This window comes from Pseudohaliea sp., from assembly GCF_040217025.1.
Classification (GTDB): Bacteria; Pseudomonadota; Gammaproteobacteria; order Pseudomonadales; family Halieaceae; genus Pseudohaliea.
In genome coordinates this window covers 148,243-168,246 of record NZ_JAVJOA010000010.1, presented here as the reverse complement: position 1 = coordinate 168,246, position 20,004 = coordinate 148,243, and the positions used below count along the sequence as shown (strand labels likewise).

Genomic DNA, 20,004 nt, shown 5'->3' with positions numbered 1-20,004 from the left:
CCTGCGAACGGCGGTGTAAACTCGCGGCAACGGACAGCGAGGGTAACGGCGTGGGAGATGCGAAGGCGGGGGAAGGCGAGCAGCCTGTCGCGCAGAGCGGCACAGAGCGGGTGTCCGTCGAGCGCGATCTCCTGGAGCAGGTGCTCTATGCCCACCACAGGTTGCAGGGCAAGCTCGACCTTGGCCTCCTGGTCGATTTTCTGACCGTGGACCTGCCGCAGCGCCTCGGCCTGCCCGCGGCGGAACTCCAGCTCGCAGACCCGGACGGCGACATCGCCGCGCTGCTTCCGGACCGCCTCGTCGGCCAGCGCTGCCTCCGGCTCGGCGTCGACCCCTTCGACCTCGAGAGCCTCTACGTCGCCCTGCCGCAGGTCGAGGTGGTGCAGTTCGGTGACGAGCGCATGTTCCGGCTCCTGGCCTGGGACGACAAGTCCGGCGGCGCGGTGCTGATGCCGCTGATCGAGTCCGGGCACCTCGTGGGCAGCTACCACTGGGGCCTGAGCTCGCCGCGCTGGGAGGCGGAGCGCGCCGACTACGAGCTCCTGCGCAGCCTCACCCAGTCCGTCTCCTCCGCCTTCTTGCGCGTGCGCCAGCACCAGCAGGCGGACCAGTTCACGCTGCTGGACCCGGTCACCGGCGTCAGCAACCACCGCGGCTTCCGCCGTGCCCTGGGCCGCGAGCTCGCCCGCGCCGGGCGTTTCGCCCAGCCGATCAGCCTCCTGTTTCTCAGCCTCGACGAGCAGGCCGACCTTTGCAGCCACTACGGCGACGCGGCCTGCCGCTTCGCCCTGAAGCGCGTGATGCAGCGGCTGAGCTCGGACCTGCGCGAGAGCGACTCCATCTCCCGGATCGCCGAAGACAAGTTCGCGGTGCTGCTGCCGTCCTGCAGCGAGCACCACGGCCACGACATCGCCGAGCGCATGTGTCGCGATGTGGAGGATTTCGCCATCGACGACGGCCGCGGCGGCGCGCTCTATTCCACGCTCAGCATCGGGGTGGTGACCTGGACGCCGGACGCGCTCCCCGCGGACAACCTCGAGCGCCTGTCCGTACTGCTGCAGGCCGAGGCGGAAACCGCCCTTGCCCAGTCCGTGCTCGCCGGCGGCAACCGCGTCTCCATCGCCCGCCTTGGTGCCCTGATGGTCTGAGCGATCCTGCCCCTGGCTGCCCCGGGGCAGCTGGCGGGCCTGCCGTGAGGCCGCCGGGCGGCCGTGCTATCATCCGGGCCGCGACGACCGGCCCCGGAGGGTTCCCGAGCCGTGCAACTGCTGTTCGTGTTGCTGCTGCTGTTTGCCGCCCTCGCCCTGCTCGTGACGCTGGGCGAGCGCTACGCCCGTCCGCCGAGCCCGGGCCAGCTGGCCCGGCTGCGGCGCTGGCTGCTGCCGCTGGTGGGCGCCCTGCTGGTGCTGTCGCTCGTTGACTACTACTGGGCCTGAGGGCCCGCGCGATGCCGGCCCCGTTGCCCGGAGCCGGCCCGGACAAGGACCTGCCAACATGACCGAACAAAAAGCCACCAACGTGCACTGGCACGAGGGCGACATCGGCCGCGCCGAGCGCGGCGAGCTGCTGGGCCACGGCGGCGCCACGATCTGGTTCACCGGCCTCTCGGGCAGCGGCAAGAGCACCGTGGCGGTGGCCCTCGAGGGCGTGCTGCACGAGCTGGGTGTGCTCGCCTACCGCCTGGACGGCGACAACGTGCGCCTCGGCATCAACCGCAACCTCGGCTTCAGCGCCGAGGACCGGGCCGAGAACATCCGCCGCGTCGGCGAGGTCGCCAAGCTGTTCGTGGACTGCGGTGCCGTCGCCCTGAGTTCCTTCATCAGCCCCTACGCCGCCGACCGCGACAAGGTGCGCGCCCTGCACGAAGAGGCGGGCCTGCCGTTCATCGAGGTCTTCGTCGACTGCTCCCTCGAGGCCGCCGAGGCCCGCGACCCCAAGGGCCTGTACAAGAAGGCGCGGGCCGGCGAGATCAAGAACTTCACCGGCATCGACGATCCCTACGAGGCGCCGGCGAACCCGGAGCTCCACCTGCGTTCCGACCAGCAGTCGCTGGAGGAGGAGGTGGACGCCATCCTCGTGCTGCTGCGCGAGCGCGGCATCATTCCCGCCGCCTGACCTCGAACCGGCCCGTCACACGACCCTGCACCCGGCAAGGAGACCGACCATGATCAAGCCCCATGGCTCCCAGGAACTGAACCCGCTCTACGTCGCCGACCCCGCGGCGCGCGCCGCCCTCACCGAGGAGGCCGAGGGGCTGCCGAGCCTGCTGCTCAACTCCGCCGCCGCCGCCAACGCCGTGATGCTCGGGGCCGGCTACTTCAACCCGCTGCCGGGCTACATGAACCTCGCGGACGCCCTGTCCGTCGCGGAGTCCATGCGCACCGGCGACGGCCTGTTCTGGCCCGTGCCCATCGTCAACTTCACCGATGACGACTCGGTGGAAGCCGGCGCCCGCATCGCCCTGCGCGACCCCAACGTCGAGGGCAACCCGGTACTCGCGGTGATGGACGTCACCGCGGCGGAGCCGGTGACCGACGACCAGGTGGAAGCCATGGCGTCAAAGATCTTCCGCACCCTCGACCCGGAGCACCCGGGCGTGGCGACGTTCACGTCGCTCGGCCGCCGGCTGCTGTCCGGCCCGATCCAGGTGCTGAATTTCTCCTACTTCGAGACCGACTTTCCCGAGACCTTCCGCACGGCGGTGCAGATCCGCGACGAGATCGCCGCGCGCGGCTGGGAGAAGGTCGTGGCCTTCCAGACCCGCAACCCCATGCACCGTGCCCACGAGGAACTCTGCCGCATGGCCATGCAGGACCTCGGCGCAGACGGCATCCTGGTGCACATGCTGCTCGGCAAGCTGAAGCCCGGCGATATCCCCGCAGACGTGCGCGACGCGGCAATCCGCAAGATGGTCGAGGTGTACTTTCCCCAGAACACGGTGATGATCACCGGCTACGGCTTCGACATGCTCTACGCGGGCCCGCGGGAGGCCGTGCTGCACGCCGTGTTCCGCCAGAACTGCGGCTGCACGCACCTCATCGTCGGCCGCGACCACGCCGGCGTCGGCGACTACTACGGTGGTTTCGATGCGCAGGAGATTTTCGATGACGAGGTGCCCGCGGGCGCGCTGGAGCTGGAGATCTACCGCGCCGACCACACGGCCTACAGCAAGAAGCTCGACCGGGTAGTCATGATGCGCGACGCCCCGGACCACTCCAAGGAGGATTTCGTGCTGCTCTCGGGTACCGCCGTGCGCGACATGCTCAGCCGCGGCGTGGCGCCGCCGCCGGAGTTTTCCCGCCCGGAAGTGGCACAGATCCTCATGGACTACTACCGCTCGACGGTCTCCTGACCGCCGGCGGCGGAAACGGGCGGCCGGGGCCGCGTCGCGCGGGGCGCTGCCCCGGGCGTCGTAGTTGCCCCGCTTTTCACAATAGTGTCACAATTTTGCCATTCAATGGGCACCCCCGCGGGTGCTTCCTGCGGAAGGCATCGCCGTGCTCGCGGCCGATGTGTCGCAGGTGAAGGTCCGGAGGACATGCGTGCCGCAAGCATGGCGGGAAACCCTGGCGGCCGGCCTGGCCGGTGCCGGTCAGCGGGGCCAGGGCCTCGTGCTGTTCTGGTCCCGACCCGAGCGGCTGCGGCGCCTGCAGGCGGGTCTCCTGGTGCTCCTGGCGGCCTGGGCCTGCCTGTCGGCGGCCCGCCTCGGCTGGTCTTTCCTGCCCGCTCCCGACACCCCGATTCCCCCCGCTGAGCAGCTGGTCAACCCGGCCCGCCGCGCCGCCGCCCCGGCCGCCGGCCCCGCGGTGGATATCGAGGCAGCCATCGGCTGGCACCTGTTCGGCGAGGCCGGCGCCCTGAGCGAGGAGGCCCTCGCCGAGCTGGCGCTGCAGCAGACGACCGCGAAACCGAAGGCCGGCATCGAGGACGGCGCCCGCGAGACGCGCCTCGCCCTCACGCTTACCGGCATCGTCGCCACGGACGAGGATGGCCTCGGCTTCGCCATGATCGAGCACCGCGGCACCGAGGCGGTCTACGCGGTCGGCGACGAGCTGCCGGTCGGCCGGCGCGTGCTGCTGGCCAAGGTGATGCCGAGGCAGGTGGTGCTGGACAACGGCGGCACCTATGAACTGCTGACCCTGTTCGAAGACAGCGCCCTCGACGGCCAGCTTGCCGGGGCGGGGGGCGATGCGCAGACCCGTGCCCGGCCGGGGCCGGCAGAGCAGGCGTCCCCGGCTGCAGCGGACGAGGCGCCGGCCGCCGAGGCGGTCAGCGCAGGCCCCGGGGCCACGGATCTCGCCGCGCAGTACCGCGAGCGCCTGTACAATGACCCGCAGTCCCTGGCCGACGTGGTGCGTATCACCGCCGTGCGCCAGGGCGACCAGCTCGTCGGCTACCGGGTGAGCCCCGGCCGCGCCGGCGAGGACTTCGCCGCCCTGGGCTTCGAGCCCGGGGATATCGTCACGGGAGTGAACGGGCTCTCGCTGACGGACCCGGCGAATACGGTCCGCCTCTACCAGGCCATGCGCGAGGCCCGGGAGGCGGTTTTCGACCTGACGCGCGACGGCGAAGCGCTGTCGCTCAGCGTGCGGCTGGCCGCCGCCGGAGACACCGATTGATGCGACGCCTGCCCCGCCTGCTCGCCCTGCTCCTCGCCCTCAGCCTGAGCTGTGCCCGCAGCCCGGGCGCCGCGGCGCAGGATTTCACCGTCAACCTGAAGGAGACGGACATCCAGGAGCTGATCAAGTTCGTGTCGGAGGTCACCGGCACGACGATCGTCGTGGACCCGGCGGTGAAGGGCAAGGTCAAGGTCGTATCGTCGCGCCCGGTGAGCCGCGCCGAGCTCTACGACCTGTTCCTGTCGATCCTCGACGTGCACGGCTACACGGCCGTGCGCTCCGGCGAGGTGATCCGCGTGATCCAGTCCAAGGACGCGCGCTCCGCGTCGCTGCCGGTGGAGGACGACAGCCGCCGCGTGTCCGACGAGTACGTCACCCAGGTCATCCGCCTCGACAATATCTCCGCCGCCAAGCTGATTCCCGTGCTCCGGCCCCTGGTGCCGCAGCAGGCGCACATGGCTGCCTACGCGCCGAGCAACGCCATCATCATCTCGGACACGGCGGCCAATATCAGCCGCATGGTCGACATCATCGAGCGCATGGACCGCTCGGCGACGGCGGAGACGGAAGTCGTCGCCCTCAAGTATGCGAATGCCGGCGACGTGGTGGACATGCTGCAGAAACTCAACGACCCCTCGCAGCAGCAGGCCGGCGAGGCGGAGCCGGAGGTGCTGCTGGTACCGGACCAGCGCACCAACAGCGTGCTGGTGAACGGCGACGAGATCCAGCGGGCGCGCATACGCCGCCTCATCGGCTACCTCGACACGCCACTCGAGCAGACCGGCAACGTCAAGGTCATTTACCTCGAGTACGCCCAGGCCACCGAGGTTTCCGAGGTGCTCACCCGCGTCATGCAGAACATCAGCCGCCTCGACAGCGCGGACGGCAAGGGCAGCGGCCGCGCGAGCGAGGCCACCATCGAGGCGGATGAGGGCACCAACAGCCTGATCATCACCGCGGACCCGAACCAGATGGCGGCGCTGGAGTCGGTGATTCACCGCCTCGATATCCGCCGCGCCCAGGTGCTGGTGGAGGCGATCATCGTCGAGATGGAGATCACCGACGGCGCCGACCTCGGCCTGCAGTGGCTCTTCGCCAACGACGACGGCGCCTTCGGCAGCAACATCAATGCCGACGACGCCCGCGCCCGCAATATCGCCAACGCCATCCTGAACCCGGACAACCCGGACGCGGAGCCGCTCGCAAATACCGGTGACTTCGATGTCGGCGCCCTTGCCGGGGCCCTGGCCCAGTCCCCGGGCATGACCCTGGGCTGGGGCGTCGTCGACGACGACCTCAGCATGACGGTGATCCTCAACGCCCTGCGCGAGCGCACCAACGCCAACATCCTCTCCACGCCGTCGCTGCTCACCCTCGACAACCAGGAGGCCTACATCACGGTCGGCCAGAACGTGCCCTTCGTCACCGGGTCCTTCACCAACACGGGCACGGCGAACGGCGCGCAGAATCCCTTCCAGACCATCGAGCGCGAGAACGTCGGGATCACCCTGTCGGTGAAGCCGCACATCAACGAGGGCGACGCGGTGGTGCTGGACATCGAGCAGGAGGTGTCCAGCCTGACCGGTCTCACCGGCGCACAGGCCATGGCATCGGACCTCATCACCAACGAGCGCAAGGTGCAGACCAAGGTGCTGGCGGAGGACCAGCGCATCGTCGTCCTCGGCGGCCTGATCAAGGACGACGTGCAGGATGCCCAGCAGAAGGTACCGATCCTCGGCGACATCCCGCTGCTCGGCCGGCTGTTCCGCAACGACTCGATCAACGTCACCAAGACCAACCTGTTGATCTTCATCCGGCCCACGATCATTCGCGACGGCGCGGCGCTCGAGGGCGCCACGGCGCTCAAGTACAAGCAGATCCGCGAGCGACAGCTCGAGCGGCAGGAGCGGGGGCTCATGTTCCTCGACGACGGCGACTTCCCGGTGCTGCCGGAGTGGGAATCGCAGATCCGGCAGCTCGAGCAGCTCCGCGAGGAGCAGGACGGTGAGGGCGATGGACAGCGCTGAGCTCGAGCCTGCAGCGGACGAGGCGGGCACCGCGCCGGGCGCGGCGACGGCGGAGCGGGCACCGCGGCGCCTGCCCTTCGCCTTCGCCCAGCATCACCGGGTGCTCCTCGAGGACGGGGACGAGCCGGTGGTCTACCACCTCGGCACGCCGGCCTACGATGTGCTGGTGGAGCTGCGCCGGGTCATCGGCGGTGCCTTCCGTCTCCAGCCCATCGAAGAGACGCTGTTCCAGCAGCGCTTGAGCCAGGCCTACCAGCGCCGCAACAGCGAGGCCGTGCAGATGGCCGAGGACATCAGCGCGGACGTCGATCTCGGTCGCCTCGCCGAGGAGATACCCGACGCCGGCGACCTCATGGAGGCGGAGGACGATGCGCCGATCATCCGCCTGATCAACGCCATCCTGTCGCAGGCGGTGCGCGAGCAGGCCTCGGACATCCATATCGAGACCTTCGAGCACCGCCTCAGCGTGCGCTTCCGTATCGACGGCGTACTCAACGAGGTGCTGACGCCGAAGCGCATGCTCGGTCCCCTGCTCGTATCCCGGCTCAAGGTCATGGCGCGCCTGGACATCGCGGAAAAGCGCGTACCCCAGGACGGGCGCATCTCCATCCGCATCGCCGGCCACGCCGTGGATATCCGCATGTCGACGATTCCCTCGGCCTACGGCGAGCGCGTGGTGCTGCGACTCCTCGACAAGCAGGCGGGGCAGCTGGAACTGGCGCAGCTGGGCATGCCCGAGGCCGTCTTCACGGGCTTCCGCCGGGCCCTGCGCAGCCCCCACGGCATCATCCTGGTCACCGGCCCCACCGGCTCGGGCAAGACCACCACGCTCTACGCCGGCCTCGCCGCCATCAACGAGACCGAGCGCAATATCCTTACCATCGAGGACCCGATCGAATACATGCTCCCGGGCGTGGGCCAGACCCAGGTCAACCCGAAGGTGGAGATGACCTTCGCCCGGGGCCTGCGCGCGATCCTGCGCCAGGACCCCGATGTGGTCATGGTCGGCGAGATCCGCGACCTCGAGACGGCGGAGATCGCCGTGCAGGCCTCCCTCACGGGGCACCTGGTACTGTCGACGCTGCACACGAATACGGCGATCGGCGCGGTGACCCGGCTCCAGGACATGGGCATCGAGCCGTTCCTGCTGTCGTCCAGCCTCCTCGGGGTCATGGCGCAGCGCCTGGTGCGGGTGCTGTGCCCGGAATGCAAGGCGCCGCACGTGCTCAGCGACAGCGAGGCGGAGCTGCTCGGCGGCGATGACTGCCGCGGCCGCAGCGTGTTCCGCCCGGTGGGCTGCGACCACTGCAACCACAGCGGCTACCGCGGGCGCATGGGCATCTACGAGCTCATCGAGGTGCGCGACCAGCTGCGGGCCATGATCCACGAGGGCGCCAGCGAGCAGGAGATGCTGCGCGAGGCGCGTCGCCAGTACCCCAGCATCGAGGACGACGGGCGCCGGCGGGTGCTCTCGGGGCACACCAGCCTCGAGGAAGTCATGCGCGTGACCGCGCTGGCCTGAGGCGCCCGTGCCCGCTTTCCGCTATCGCGCCCTCAACCCCGCCGGCAAGCTCGTGCGCGGCGTGCTCGAGGGCGACTCGGAGCGCGCCATCCGCCAGCAGCTGCGCACGCAGAGCCTGCGGCCGGTGGAGGTCAGCGCCGCGAACCGTGCGCCGTCCCGGGGCGAGGCCCCGCACCTGCGTGCGCGCCTGGGGCTGGGCCTGGGCGGGCCCCGGGTCAGCCCGGCGGATCTGTCGCTGCTGACGCGCCAGCTCGCCACCCTGGTGCTGTCAAATCTGCCGCTCGCCGAGTGCCTGCAGGCGGCGGCCGAGCAGAGCCGCAAGGCGGGCACCAAGGCGCTGCTGCTGCAGGTCCGTTCCCGGGTGGCCGAGGGGCATACCCTGGCCTACGCGCTCGGCGAGTTCCCGCAGGTGTTCAGCGAGATGTACCGGGCCATGGTCAACGCCGGCGAGCACGCGGGCTTCCTCGGCCCCGTGCTGTCGCAGCTGGCGGACTACGCCGAGCAGCGCCAGTACACGACGCAGAAGCTGAAGATGGCGATGATCTACCCGGTGATCCTGCTCGCCGTCGCGGTGGCGGTGGTGACCGCGCTGCTCGTTTTCGTGGTGCCGGAGCTCATCGGCATCTTTGCGCACAGCAACCGGGAGCTGCCGCTCCTGACCCGGGGGCTCATCGCCACCAGCGATTTCCTGGAGGCCTGGGGCCTGTGGCTGTTCCTGGCGCTCGCCGGCCTCGCGGTCGGGCTGCGCCGGTTCCTGCGCGCCCCGGCGCGGCGCCGGGCCTGGCACCGCTGGCTGCTCCGGGTGCCGGGGTTGTCGCGGCTGCTGATCGCCGTCGACACGGCCCGCTTCGCCTCGACCCTGAGTATCCTGATGGCGAGCGGCGTGCCGCTGCTCGAGGCGCTGCGCATCGCCGGCCAGGTGCTGTCCAATCTCGTGCTGCGCGAGGAGAGCCTGCGCGTGGCCGAGCGGGTGCAGGAGGGCGCGAGCCTGAGCAAGGCCCTCGGCCGCGGCGAGCTGTTTCCGCCGATGATGGTGCACATGGTCGCCAGCGGCGAGGCCAGCGGTGAGCTCGAAACCATGCTCGAGCGCAGCGCCGCCAACCAGGAGCGGGAACTGGAGATGACCCTGGGTACGGCCATGGGCCTGTTCGAGCCGCTGATGGTGGTGGTCATGGGCGGCCTGGTACTGGTGATCGTCCTGGCGATCCTGCTGCCGATCTTTGATCTCAACACGATGGTAAGGTAACGACATGAACCGACAGACGATACGGTCGCAGAGCGCAGGCTTCTCCCTCGTGGAGATCCTGGTGGTGCTGGTGATCATGGGCCTGCTCATCAGCGTGGTGGCACCGACGGTGCTGAACCGGGCCGACGAGGCGCGGGTGCAGAAAGTCCAGGCCGACTTCAAGGCCATCGAGACGGCGCTGAAGATCTACCGCCTCGACAATTACGTCTACCCGACCACGGAGCAGGGGCTGGAAGCGCTGGTGGAACCCAGCACCCTCGACCCGGAACCGCGCAACTTCAAGGAGGGCGGCTACCTCGCCGAGGTCCCCGTCGACCCCTGGGGCCGCCCCTACCTATACCTGAGCCCCGGCGAGCGCGGCGAGGTGGATATCTACAGCCTGGGCGCCGACGGCCTCTCCGGGGGCGAGGGCCAGAACGCGGATATCGGTAACTGGCGCGACAAGGAGTAGTTCCATGCGGCACCAGCGCGGCTTCAGCCTGCTGGAGATGCTCGTGGTGCTGCTGGTCGTGGTGGTGATCGTGTCGCTGGCCAGCCTCAACACGGGCAGCGGCGCCGAGGAGCGGCGCCTCGCCGAGGAGGTGCGCTTCCTCGCCGACGTCGCCGCTTACGCGCGCGACGAGGCCGCCTTCAGCGGCCGCGACCACGGCCTGCTCCTGGCCGAAGAGCAGCGCGACGGCGAGCGGGTCACGGTGCTGCGCTTCCGCGAACGCCGGCTCCCCGGAGAGCGCGGCGCCGGGCCCGTCGCCGTGGCGGGCAGCGGGGAAAACGGCAATCAGCTCAGCGCGGGCAGCGGCCGGCCACTGGCGGCGGGACGCGGTGAGGACCGGCCCTGGGCGCGGCCGCAGAGCGGCGGCGAGCTGTTCGAGCCGCTGGTCTTTCCCGCGGCCCTGGCCGTCGAGCTGTCCCTCGAGGGCGTGCCCGTGGTGCTCGACCGCGGCGCGGCGGGAAACGCGGCAGAGAGAGTGCCCCAGGTGATCTTCTATGCCAGCGGCGAGGCGACGCCGGGCAGCCTGTCGTTCCGTCGCGCGGCGACCGGCGAGTTTCTCTGGCAGCTGCGCTGGGACCTGCTCGGCCGCATCGAGGTCACCGACGACCCGCTGGAGGCCGGCGATGCCTGAGCACCGCGGCCGCGGTTTCACGCTCGTGGAGGTGCTGGTCGCCCTCGCCATCGTGGCGCTGGCGCTGCCCGCGCTCCTCTTTGCCCTCGACCAGCAGGTCGACGGCACCGCCTACCTCCGCGACAAGTCCCTGGCGCGGCTGGTGGCGAGCAACAAGCTCACGGAGGTCCGCCTCCTCGCCGACGCCCGCGGCCAGCTCCTGCGCGGCAGCGAGAGCGGCGAGGCGCGCCTGGCCGGCCGCGACTGGTACTGGTGGCTCGACAGCGAAGGCACGGAGGTGCCGGGCTTCAACCGCGTGACGGTACGCGTCGGCCTCGCGGCGGGTGAAGGCGATGACAGCCTTGTCACGCTGGTGGGCTACCTCGATGACCCGGGAGGCGCCGATGCAGCGGCGCCCTGACTCGCGGCCCGGCGGCCGCGCCCGCCGCGGCTTCACGCTGGTCGAGGTGCTGATCGCGCTCGCGGTCACCGCCTTCGTTGCCGCCGCGGCCTACGCCGGCCTGTCCGCGGTGATCGACGGCGTGGACGCGACCCGCGCGGTGGCGCGGCGCACGGAGGACCTCAACCGGGCCCTCATGATTCTCTCCCGGGACCTGCGCCAGTTCGCGCCGCGGCCGGTGCGCGACGAGTTCGGCGACGTGGAGCCGGCGCTGTCCGGCGGCCCGCTCGCGCCCTTTCCCCTCTCGCTCACGCGCACCGGCTGGCACCCGAGCGCGGAGCAACCGCGCAGCCACCTCGAGCGGGTCAGCTACTACCTCGAGGACGACGCGCTCTGGCGCCTGTCCTGGCCGGTGCTCGACCGGGCCAGTTCCGTGGAGCCGCAGCGCGTGCGCCTCCTCGACGGGGTGGAGCGGCTGGAACTGCGCTTCCTGCCCCGGCTGGAAACGCTCACCGCCGGCCGCGGCAGCGACATCGACAGCCGCGACTGGGAGCGCAGCTGGATCCGCGAGGTGGGCGTCGATACGCCGTTGCCGCCCCCGCCGGCGGCCCTCGAGCTGCGCCTCGAGCTGGCGTCCCTCGGGGAACTGCGGAGGCTCTATGCGCTGCCGCGGCCCTAGCCCCCTGCGGCGGCGACCGCGGCGCGGCGGCCGGCAGAGCGGCGTCGCCCTGGTGGTGGCGCTGCTGGTCTTCGCCCTGGCCGCGGTACTGCTGGTGGCGCTGCAGCGCGAGTTCAGCCTTTTCTACCGCCGCGCCGGCAACCAGCTGCTCGCGGAGCAGGCCTGGGCCTATCTGCGCGGTGCCGAGGCGCTGGCCGCGCTCGCCCTGGCGCGCGACTACGAGCTGGACCAGCAGCGCGATGCGCCGCGGGACGATCTCGACGAGCTGTGGGCGCAGGAGAGTGCGCCCTACGCCCTCGACGAGGGCGGCTGGCTCAGCGGCAACCTGCAGGACCTGCAGGGCCGCTTCAACCTCAACCTGCTCGCCGCGCGCAGCGAGGCCGAGGAGGCCGGCGGCCTGCCGTCGTGGACGCCGGCGCAGGCGTTCTTCATCCGCCTGCTCGTGAGCTTCGAGGACCTGGCGCTGGACCAGGCCACCGCCATCGCCGTGACCGAGGCCATCGGCGACTGGCTCGACGCGGACCAGGTGCCGCGACCGAACGGTGCCGAGGACGACAGCTACGTTGTCCGCACGCCGGCCTACCGGGCGGCCAACCGGCCGATGGCGAGCGTGAGCGAGCTGCGCGCCGTCGCCGGCGTAACCCCGGCGCTCTACGCCCGGCTCGAGCCCCTGGTCACCGTGTGGCCGGAGACCCCCGGCGGCCTCAACATCCACACCATGCCGCTGGCGCTGCTGCGCGCCGTGAACCGCGACGGCAGCCTCGAGCCGCTGCCGTTGAGCGACGTGGAGCTGATGCTGGAACAGCGGCGAACGGTCGGCTTTGCGGACAAGCGCGCGTTTCTCGAGGACCCGGTCTTTGGCGGTGCACCGCTCGAGGTGGTGGCGACGCTCCTCGGCGAATCCTCGAGCTGGTTTCTCCTCGCCGCCCGCGTCGAGATTGCCGACCGGGAGCAGCGCTTGTACAGTGTGCTGCACCGTGAATTCCGCGAGGTGCGCAGCGTACTGCGCGCCAGCGGGAGCCTGTGACCAGCCATGTTCCCACCTATGCCCCCACCCTTCGAGAGAAGCCCGTGAGCGAGAACCTGAACGTGCTCCGCCTCGCCGGCGGCGACCTCTGCTGGTACCGCGCCGGCAGCAGCGATGCGCCCGTGCCCGTCTCAGAGCCCGGCGTCGCGGAGCGGCTCGCGGGGCTGTTGGCCGAGCGCCGGGAGGCGGTGGTTTTTGCCGCGCCCGGCGAGGATGTGCGCCTGGTCGAGCTCACGGTCACACCCGAAGAGAAAAAACACCTGCGCGCGTCGCTGCCCTTCATGCTGGAAGAGGCCGTCGCCGAGGACATCGAGGCCCTGCACGTGGTCCCGCATCATCGCGGCGACCTCGACTACACCGCCATGCTCTGCCGCCACGAGCGCATGGCAGCCTGGGCCGAGGCACTCGCGGTGCTGCCCGCCGTCACCTGCTGGACACCGGAACCGCTGCTTCTGCCCTGGCGGGCGGGCGAGTGGTGCCTGCTCCTCGAGGGCGAGCGCGCGCTCCTGCGCCACGGTGCGGGCGCCGGCACGGCGGTGGAGCGTGAGCTGCTGCCGGCGCTGCTCGCCGCGCTCCTCGCCGGCGACGACGCGCCCGACACGGTCGTCGTCTACGGCGAGGACCAGGCCGCGGATACGGCGCTGCTCCCGGAGGCAATCGCCGGGCGCTGCCAGTGGCGGCGCGGCGGCTTTTCCCAGGCACTGTGGCTCGATGCCGGCGGCGACCGGCCGAACCTCCGCCAGGGCCAGTACGCCCCGCGGCTGCCGCTGCGCCGCTGGTGGTCGCAGTGGCAGCGCGTGGCCGTGGTGCTCGGCGTCGCCTTCGCGCTGCAGCTCGCGGCGACCGCCGCCGAGTACCGGCAGCTGCGCGCCGTGAACCTGTCCCTGCGCGAGGCCATCCAGGAACGCTACCGGGAGGCCTACCCGCGCGGTGCCGTGGTCGACGCGGAGACGCAGCTGCGCCGCCAGCTGGCCTCGCTCACGGGGTCGGGCCAGGGCAGCGGTTTCACCAGCCTGCTCGCGCGCGTGGGCGCGGTCATCGACGGGCAGCGGGGTACCTCGATCGAGAGCCTCAACTACAGCCAGCGCGGCAGCGAGATGCGCCTCAACATCCGGGCGCCGGACTTCGGCGCGGTCGAGCGGGTGCGCGCCGGCCTGGCCGGCGCCGGGGTCGAGGCGGTGATGGAGAGCAGCACCAACGACGGTGACGGCGTGCGCGCGCGGCTCCGGGTCGGAGGGCGCGGCTGATGCGCTGGCTGGAGCGGTTCACGCCGCGCGAGCAGCTGAGCCTGCTGCTCATGGCTCTGGCGGTGATCGCCTGGGCGGGCTGGATGCTGCTGTGGGCGCCGCTGCGCGACGCGCGCAACGAGATGGCGCAGCGCAATGACGCCACCGCGGTGGTTCTGCAGCGGGTCGACGCCATGGTCTCGGAGATCCTCGCGCTGCGCGCCAGCGGCGGCGCGGGCCAGCGCGGCAACCTGGTAGCGCTGATCAACCGCAGTACCGGTGCAGCGGGCCTCGCCGTCAGCCGCCTGCAGCCGAACAGCCGCGGCGAGGTGCAGGTGCGCTTCGAGGCCGCGGCCTTCGACGACCTGCTCTCCTGGCTCCACCGCCTCGAGACCGAGGAGGGCATCATCGTGGGCGAGGTCGCCATCAGCCGGGCCGGTACGCCGGGCCGGGTCAACGCCACCGTGCGCCTCGGCCAGGGCGGCTGACGCCGCGTGCGCAAGGCCCTCGTCCCCGCCCTGCTGGTCCTGGGCTGCCTGCTGGCCGCGGTGGTGCTGCTGCCGGCGCGCCTCGCCGGGTGGGTGCTGCCGGCGTCCGTCATCGCCGCCGACGGCTACGCCGGCACGCTCTGGCGCGGGCAGGCGGCCCGGGCGCTGGTCGCCACGCCGGGGGGCTACTTCCATCTCGGCGGCCTGCGCTGGGAACTCTCGCCCCTGTCCCTGCTTATTGCGCGGCCGACCGCCACGGTCGAGGCCGCCTGGGCGGACCAGCGCCTCGCCGGTACCGTGACCTGGCGCGGCGGCGAGAGCCTGCGCGTGCGCGATGCGCGCCTCGCGGTGGACGCCGCGCTGCTCAAGGAGATCGTCCCGGTCTCGCTGCGCGGCCGCATCGCCGGCGACCTGGCGCAGCTGGCCGTCGCCGACGGCCTGGTGCAGGCCCTCGAAGGGCGACTGACCTGGGAGCGGGCGGCCTGGGACGCCCCCGGCAGCAGTTTTGCCCTCGGCAGCTACGCGGTAGACTTCGCCCCCGCGGCCGGTCGTGCGCCGGCAGGGGGCAAGGGCGGAGTGCAGGGCGAGGTGCTGACCCTGGCGGGCCCGCTCGAGGCCGCGGGCACCCTGGCCCTCGCGGAGCGCCGCTACCGCATCGATCTCACCCTGACCAGCGAACGGTCCCTGCCCCGGCCCCTGGCGGAGGCCCTTTCGCTGCTCGCAACGCCGACGGACCGCGGTTTCCGCCTGGTCCTCGACGGCGAACTGCAACGCTGAACCCGCAGGAGGAAACCATGGCGGACGACTATCGCAAGTACGAGTGCATTGTCTGTGGCTTCATCTACGACGAGGCCGAGGGGCTGCCGGACGAGGGCATTCCCCCGGGGACGCGCTGGGAAGACCTGCCGGAGGACTGGCTCTGCCCGGACTGCGGCGTCGGCAAGGAAGACTTCGACCCCCTCGACTGAGGCGGGCCCATCACCCCAGACTGCCGGAGACCCCCATGACCGATGCCCTGCACGCCCTGCGCCCGCTGCTCGAGGAACGCGGCTACGCTGCGCTGGTCGTCCCGCGCGCCGACGAACACCTCGGCGAATACCTGCCGGTGCACAACGAGCGTCTGCGCTGGCTCACCGGTTTCACCGGCTCGGCCGGCGTCGCCCTGGTCCTCGCCGACCGCGCGGCGGTTTTCGTCGACGGCCGCTACACGGTGCAGGTCCGCCGCCAGGTCGACAGCGCCGCTTTCTCGTTGCACCACCTCATCGACGAGCCACCGATCGCCTGGCTCGCGGCCCAGCTGCCGAAGGGTGCCCGCGTCGCCTGCGACCCGCGGCTGCACAGCCTGGCCTGGTTCGAGGCGGCCGAGCAACAGCTCGCCGACGCGGGCATCAGCCTGGTCGCCGATGCGGACAACCTCGTCGATGCCGCCTGGGCCGACCGGCCGGCGCCGGTGGTCGAACCGGCGCTGCTCCTGGACACCCGCTACAGCGGCGAGGACAGCCTGGCGCGCCGGCGGCGCATCGGCGCGACGCTGAAGGATGCCGGGGCGGACGCCGCGCTGGTGTTCGCGCCGGATTCCGTGAGCTGGCTGCTCAACGTGCGCGGCGAGGACGTGCCGCGCACGCCGGTGCTGCAGGCCTGGGGCATCCTCCACGGCTCCGGTGAACTCGACCTCGTCTGCCACCCTGGCCGGCTGCCGCCGGGCTTCCACGATCACGTGGGCGAGGGCGTCGCCGTCTACGCCGAGGCCGATGCCGTGCAGGTCATCGGCGCCTGCGCCGGCAGGACGGTGCTTGCCGACCCGGTCACCGCCAATGCCTGGACGCAGCGCGCGCTGCGCGAGGCCGGGGCGACCCTGAAGGCCGGCAATGACCCGGCGCTGCTGCCCAAGGCCTGCAAGAACGACACGGAGATCGCCGGTGCGCGTGAGGCCCACCGCCGCGACGGCCTGGCGGTCGTGCGCTTCCTGGCCTGGCTCGACGGCGAGGTGGCGGCCGGGCGCCTGCACGACGAGGCGCGGCTCGCGGAGCAACTGCTCGCCTTCCGCTGTGAGCAGCCACTGTTCCGTCAGCCCTCCTTCGACACGATCTCTGCCGCCGGCGCCAATGCGGCCATGTGCCACTACAACCACCGCGATAACACGCCGGCGGTCCTCGAGGCAGACAGTGTGTACCTGGTCGACAGCGGCGGGCAGTACCTCGACGGCACCACGGATATTACCCGCACCGTCGCCATCGGTGACCCCGGCGACACCGTGCGCCGGCTCTTCACCCGGGTGCTCAAGGGGCACATCGCCCTGGATACCGCGGTGTTTCCGCCGGGCACCACGGGTACGCATCTCGACGCGCTGGCCCGCCAGTTCCTCTGGCAGGCGGGCTGCGACTACGACCACGGCACCGGCCACGGGGTCGGCGCGTTCCTGAGCGTGCACGAGGGCCCGCAGCGCATCGCCAAGGCCTGGAACGACACCGCGTTGGCGCCCGGCATGATCGTGAGCAACGAGCCCGGCTACTACCGCGACGACGCCTTCGGCATGCGCTGTGAAAATCTCGTGGTCGTGCGGGCCGTCGACAACCCGGCCTTCGAGAAGCCGATGCTCGGCTTCGAGGCGCTCACGCTCGCGCCCTTTGACCTGCGGCTGGTCGTCCCCGAGCTCCTCTCGGCGGACGAGCGGGCCTGGCTGGACAGCTATCACGCGCGGGTACGCGAGACGCTGACCCCGGACCTGGACGCCGCCACCGCCGCCTGGCTTGCGGAGGCCACGCGCCCGCTCGGCAGCTGACCCCCGCGCCGGCGATGCTGCGCGCTCGGGCGCTGCACCGCCGGGGCCTTTTGTGTAGACTCGCGCAAGAGCAGAATAATCCCGGAGTCCCCCGATGGCAGCAGCTGGCGGTGCCCACGCGCACTGGTCGTCCCGGTTCGGTTTTCTTATGGCGTCGGTCGGGTTTGCCGTCGGGCTCGGCAACATCTGGCGCTTTCCCTACGTCGCCGGCGAGAACGGCGGCTCGGCCTTTGTCATCATCTACCTGGTGTGCGCCTTCGTCATCGGCGTGCCCGTGCTCATGGCGGAGCTGCTGATCGGCCGGCGCGGCGACGCCGCGCCGCCCATCGCCATGGCGCGCGTGGCCGAGCGCAGCGGCCGCTCCCGTGCCTGGGGGCTGGTCGGCGGCATGGGGCTGCTCGCGGCCTTCAGCATCGAGGTCGTGTACTCGGTGGTGGCCGGCTGGGTCCTCTGGTACCTGTTCAAGGCGATTACCACCGGTTTCGCCGGTATCGACACGACCAATGCCGAGGCTCAGTTCAGCGCCGTGCTGGCGAGCAACGACGGGATGCTGCTCTGGACCCTGGCGGGGCTGGCGATCACCGGCCTGATCATCTACGCGGGAGTGAAGGATGGCATCGAGCGCGCCGTCACCATCATGATGCCGCTGATGTTTGCGCTGCTGGTTTTCCTGGCGATCTTCAATGCCTTCTCCGACGGCTTTACCGAGGCCCTGGCCTGGCTGTTCACGCCGGACTGGAGCAAGGTCGGCTTCGGTACGCTTCTCGCCGCCATCGGCCAGGCCTTCTTCTCCATCGGCGTCGCCATGGGCGGCATGATGACCTACGGTTCCTACCTGCCGCGCAGTATCAGCATTACCAGCTCGGTCTTTATCGTGGTCATCGCCGACACCATGGTGGCGCTGCTTGCCGGCCTGGTGATCTTCCCGGCGGTGTTCCGCTTCGGCCTAGACCCCGGCGCCGGCGCGGGCCTCATCTTCCAGACGCTCCCCGTGGCCTTCGCGCAGATGCCCGGCGGCTACCTGTTCAGCGTGCTCTTCTTCCTGATGCTCTCGGTGGCGGCGATCACCTCCATGGTCGGCCTCATCGAGTCGGTGAACGCGTGGATCGAGGAGCAGTACGGCATCGCCCGGCACAAGAGCGCCGTCGTCGTCGTGGGTAGCGTCGCGGTGCTCAGCATCCTGAGCATCCTCTCCTACAACGTCCTCGGCGAGCTGCGCATCGGCAGCCGCAACTTCAACGACACCATGGACTTCTTCTCAAACCAGATCCTGCTGCCCCTGGGCGGCCTGTTCATCGCCCTGTTCGCGGGCTGGTTCATGCTGAAGGAGGAGAGCCGTGACGAGCTCACTACCCTGTCGCCGGCGGGGCACCGCCTTTGGTACCTGGCGGTGCGCTACCTGGTGCCGCCGGCGCTGGCGGTGATCTTCATCATGGGTGTGACCGAGTAACCGTGCCGCCCGTTCTTGCCGCGGCGAATGATTTTCTCTGGGGTCAGCTCCTGCTGGTGGTACTGGTGGGCGTGGGCCTGCTGTTCACTATCGCCTCGCGCGGGGTGCAGTTCCGCTACTTCGGGCGCATGTGGGGGGTGCTCGCCAGTGCGCTGCACCACGAGGCCGGGCACGTCAGCTCCTTCCAGGCCCTGGTGGTGAGCGTGGCCGGCCGCGTCGGCGGCGGCAACATCGCCGGGGTCGCGGTCGCGATCACCCTGGGCGGCCCGGGCGCCGTGTTCTGGATGTGGCTCATCGGCCTCATGGGCATGGCCACCAGCTTCTTCGAGTGCTCCCTGGCCCAGCTCTTCAAGCGCAACGAGCCGGGCGGTACCTATCGCGGCGGGCCCGCCTATTACCTCGTGCACGGGGTAGGCCAGCGCGGCCTCGCCGTGGTCTACTCGGTGCTGCTGCTCATCACCTTCGGCCTCGGCTTCAACGCCGTGCAGTCCTACGTGGTGGCAACTTCGCTGGAAGCCTCCTTCGGCGTGCCGCCCTGGGCATCCGGCGCTGCCCTGGTGCTGCTTGTCGGCATCACCATCTTCGGCGGCATCAAGCGCATCGCCCGCGTCGCCGAGGTGGTGGTGCCGGTGATGGCGTTGAGCTACCTGCTCTCGGCGCTGGTGGTCATCTGGCTGCATATCGACGAGGTACCCGCCGTCTTCGCCCTCATCGTCAAGAGCGCCTTCGGCCTGGAGCCCGCCGTCGGCGGCGGTCTCGGCGTGGCGGTGATGCAGGGCGTGAAGCGCGGCCTGTTCAGCAACGAGGCCGGCCTCGGCAGCGCGCCGAACGTGGCGGCGGTGGCCCACGTGCCGCACCCGGCGAACCAGGGCGTGGTGCAGGCCCTGAGCGTGTTCATCGACACGCTGATCATGTGCAGCTGCACGGCGCTGATCATCCTGCTCTCGGACCTGTACGTGCCCGGCGACGTGAGCGTCGAGGGCGTGGCCCTGACCCAGGGCGCGCTGGCCAGCCACATCGGCCCCTGGGGCGCGCAGTTCCTTTCCGTGTGCCTGGTGCTCTTCGCCTTCAGCTCGATCATGTACAACTACTACCTTGGCGAGAACAGCCTGAACTTCTTCCGCGAGGAGGACCAGCGCCTGTTCACCGTGTTCCGGGTGGCGGTGCTCGGGCTTGTATTCTGGGGTGCGGCCCAGGACCTGGGCACGGTTTTCGGCTTCGCCGATCTCACCATGGGCCTTCTGGGCCTGGTTAACCTCGTCGGCCTGCTGTGGATGTACCCGCTGGCCATGCGCCTCCTGCGCGACTACGACGCGCAGCTCGCGGCCGGCGGGGAGCCGCGCCTCGACCCGGCGGCCTGGCAGGATGTCGACATCGACCCGGCCGCCTGGCGCGACTGAGCCTCCCTTAACTTCCCTCCGGCTCCGGCCCGGGAGCC

At 70.8% G+C, this 20,004-nt stretch carries 19 protein-coding genes and 1 pseudogene; all 20 read left to right on the top strand.

The window, feature by feature from the left end; all coding sequences use genetic code 11:
* Positions 1-50: 50 nt before the first annotated feature.
* Positions 51-1,148: a GGDEF domain-containing protein gene (locus RKE50_RS12140; RefSeq protein ID WP_350036697.1), complete on the top strand. Its 1,098-nt coding sequence runs from the start codon at positions 51-53 to the stop codon at positions 1,146-1,148.
* A 111-nt stretch (positions 1,149-1,259) separates the two neighbouring features.
* Positions 1,260-1,436: a hypothetical protein gene (locus RKE50_RS12135; protein WP_350036696.1), complete on the top strand. Its 177-nt coding sequence runs from the start codon at positions 1,260-1,262 to the stop codon at positions 1,434-1,436.
* Positions 1,437-1,494: 58 nt separating this feature from the next.
* The gene (gene cysC, locus RKE50_RS12130) at positions 1,495-2,115 is read left to right on the top strand and encodes an adenylyl-sulfate kinase (RefSeq protein ID WP_350036695.1); all 621 of its coding nucleotides are present in this window, start codon (positions 1,495-1,497) and stop codon (positions 2,113-2,115) included.
* Between the two features lie 49 nt (positions 2,116-2,164).
* Complete coding sequence (gene sat, locus RKE50_RS12125) at positions 2,165-3,352, top strand: sulfate adenylyltransferase (RefSeq protein WP_350036694.1); 1,188 nt, start codon at positions 2,165-2,167, stop codon at positions 3,350-3,352.
* Between the two features lie 190 nt (positions 3,353-3,542).
* A complete protein-coding gene (gspC, locus tag RKE50_RS12120) occupies positions 3,543-4,619 on the top strand; it encodes a type II secretion system protein GspC (protein ID WP_350036693.1) in 1,077 nt (358 codons plus the stop codon).
* Positions 4,619-6,646 carry a type II secretion system secretin GspD gene (gene gspD, locus RKE50_RS12115; protein ID WP_350036692.1) on the top strand — a complete coding sequence of 676 codons (2,028 nt, stop codon included), beginning with the start codon at positions 4,619-4,621 and terminating at the stop codon, positions 6,644-6,646. Before gspC ends, gspD begins: the two co-directional genes overlap by 1 nt.
* Positions 6,633-8,168 carry a type II secretion system ATPase GspE gene (gene gspE, locus RKE50_RS12110; protein WP_350036691.1) on the top strand — a complete coding sequence of 512 codons (1,536 nt, stop codon included), beginning with the start codon at positions 6,633-6,635 and terminating at the stop codon, positions 8,166-8,168. Before gspD ends, gspE begins: the two co-directional genes overlap by 14 nt.
* A 7-nt stretch (positions 8,169-8,175) precedes the next feature.
* Positions 8,176-9,414 (top strand): type II secretion system inner membrane protein GspF, encoded by a 1,239-nt coding sequence (gspF, locus tag RKE50_RS12105; RefSeq protein ID WP_350036690.1) that lies wholly within the window; start codon positions 8,176-8,178, stop codon positions 9,412-9,414.
* A gap of 4 nt (positions 9,415-9,418) precedes the next feature.
* Positions 9,419-9,865, top strand: coding sequence for a type II secretion system major pseudopilin GspG (gene gspG / locus RKE50_RS12100; RefSeq protein WP_350036689.1), 447 nt, complete (start codon positions 9,419-9,421; stop codon positions 9,863-9,865).
* 4 nt (positions 9,866-9,869) lie between these two features.
* Positions 9,870-10,535, top strand: coding sequence for a prepilin-type N-terminal cleavage/methylation domain-containing protein (locus RKE50_RS12095; protein WP_350036688.1), 666 nt, complete (start codon positions 9,870-9,872; stop codon positions 10,533-10,535).
* Positions 10,528-10,935, top strand: a complete 408-nt coding sequence (gene gspI, locus RKE50_RS12090) for a type II secretion system minor pseudopilin GspI (protein ID WP_350036687.1) — start codon at positions 10,528-10,530, stop codon at positions 10,933-10,935. The genes RKE50_RS12095 and gspI overlap by 8 nt, the downstream gene beginning before the upstream one ends.
* Positions 10,919-11,593 (top strand): type II secretion system minor pseudopilin GspJ, encoded by a 675-nt coding sequence (gene gspJ / locus RKE50_RS12085; protein ID WP_350036686.1) that lies wholly within the window; start codon positions 10,919-10,921, stop codon positions 11,591-11,593. The genes gspI and gspJ overlap by 17 nt, the downstream gene beginning before the upstream one ends.
* Positions 11,574-12,620, top strand: a complete 1,047-nt coding sequence (gene gspK / locus RKE50_RS12080; RefSeq protein ID WP_350036685.1) for a type II secretion system minor pseudopilin GspK — start codon at positions 11,574-11,576, stop codon at positions 12,618-12,620. Before gspJ ends, gspK begins: the two co-directional genes overlap by 20 nt.
* 44 nt (positions 12,621-12,664) lie before the next feature.
* Positions 12,665-13,867 carry a type II secretion system protein GspL gene (gene gspL, locus RKE50_RS12075; protein WP_350036684.1) on the top strand — a complete coding sequence of 401 codons (1,203 nt, stop codon included), beginning with the start codon at positions 12,665-12,667 and terminating at the stop codon, positions 13,865-13,867.
* Positions 13,867-14,334 carry a type II secretion system protein M gene (locus tag RKE50_RS12070; RefSeq protein ID WP_350036683.1) on the top strand — a complete coding sequence of 156 codons (468 nt, stop codon included), beginning with the start codon at positions 13,867-13,869 and terminating at the stop codon, positions 14,332-14,334. The genes gspL and RKE50_RS12070 overlap by 1 nt, the downstream gene beginning before the upstream one ends.
* Before the next feature lie 6 nt (positions 14,335-14,340).
* On the top strand, positions 14,341-15,111 hold the full coding sequence (gene gspN / locus RKE50_RS12065; RefSeq protein WP_350036682.1) for a type II secretion system protein N: 771 nt from the start codon (positions 14,341-14,343) through the stop codon (positions 15,109-15,111).
* 17 nt (positions 15,112-15,128) lie between these two features.
* A pseudogene (locus RKE50_RS12060) lies at positions 15,129-15,299 on the top strand (rubredoxin); the annotation flags it as partial.
* A gap of 38 nt (positions 15,300-15,337) precedes the next feature.
* Positions 15,338-17,116 carry an aminopeptidase P family protein gene (locus RKE50_RS12055; RefSeq protein WP_350036680.1) on the top strand — a complete coding sequence of 593 codons (1,779 nt, stop codon included), beginning with the start codon at positions 15,338-15,340 and terminating at the stop codon, positions 17,114-17,116.
* Between the two features lie 94 nt (positions 17,117-17,210).
* On the top strand, positions 17,211-18,566 hold the full coding sequence (locus RKE50_RS12050; RefSeq protein WP_350036679.1) for a sodium-dependent transporter: 1,356 nt from the start codon (positions 17,211-17,213) through the stop codon (positions 18,564-18,566).
* A gap of 2 nt (positions 18,567-18,568) precedes the next feature.
* Positions 18,569-19,966, top strand: a complete 1,398-nt coding sequence (locus tag RKE50_RS12045; RefSeq protein WP_350036678.1) for an alanine/glycine:cation symporter family protein — start codon at positions 18,569-18,571, stop codon at positions 19,964-19,966.
* Positions 19,967-20,004 lie beyond the last annotated feature (38 nt).

Excerpts from the sequence above, each read along its gene's own strand:
- gspI (WP_350036687.1), top strand. The coding sequence starts at position 10,528 with ATGCCTGAGCACCGCGGCCGCGGTTTCACGCTCGTGGAGGTGCTGGTC.
- gspJ (WP_350036686.1), top strand. The coding sequence starts at position 10,919 with ATGCAGCGGCGCCCTGACTCGCGGCCCGGCGGCCGCGCCCGCCGCGGC.
- RKE50_RS12050 (WP_350036679.1), top strand. The coding sequence starts at position 17,211 with ATGGCAGCAGCTGGCGGTGCCCACGCGCACTGGTCGTCCCGGTTCGGT.
- gspG (WP_350036689.1), top strand. The coding sequence starts at position 9,419 with ATGAACCGACAGACGATACGGTCGCAGAGCGCAGGCTTCTCCCTCGTG.
- gspD (WP_350036692.1), top strand. The coding sequence starts at position 4,619 with ATGCGACGCCTGCCCCGCCTGCTCGCCCTGCTCCTCGCCCTCAGCCTG.
- gspK (WP_350036685.1), top strand. The coding sequence starts at position 11,574 with ATGCGCTGCCGCGGCCCTAGCCCCCTGCGGCGGCGACCGCGGCGCGGC.
- RKE50_RS12095 (WP_350036688.1), top strand. The coding sequence starts at position 9,870 with ATGCGGCACCAGCGCGGCTTCAGCCTGCTGGAGATGCTCGTGGTGCTG.
- cysC (WP_350036695.1), top strand. The coding sequence starts at position 1,495 with ATGACCGAACAAAAAGCCACCAACGTGCACTGGCACGAGGGCGACATC.
- sat (WP_350036694.1), top strand. The coding sequence starts at position 2,165 with ATGATCAAGCCCCATGGCTCCCAGGAACTGAACCCGCTCTACGTCGCC.
- RKE50_RS12055 (WP_350036680.1), top strand. The coding sequence starts at position 15,338 with ATGACCGATGCCCTGCACGCCCTGCGCCCGCTGCTCGAGGAACGCGGC.
- RKE50_RS12070 (WP_350036683.1), top strand. The coding sequence starts at position 13,867 with ATGCGCTGGCTGGAGCGGTTCACGCCGCGCGAGCAGCTGAGCCTGCTG.
- gspE (WP_350036691.1), top strand. The coding sequence starts at position 6,633 with ATGGACAGCGCTGAGCTCGAGCCTGCAGCGGACGAGGCGGGCACCGCG.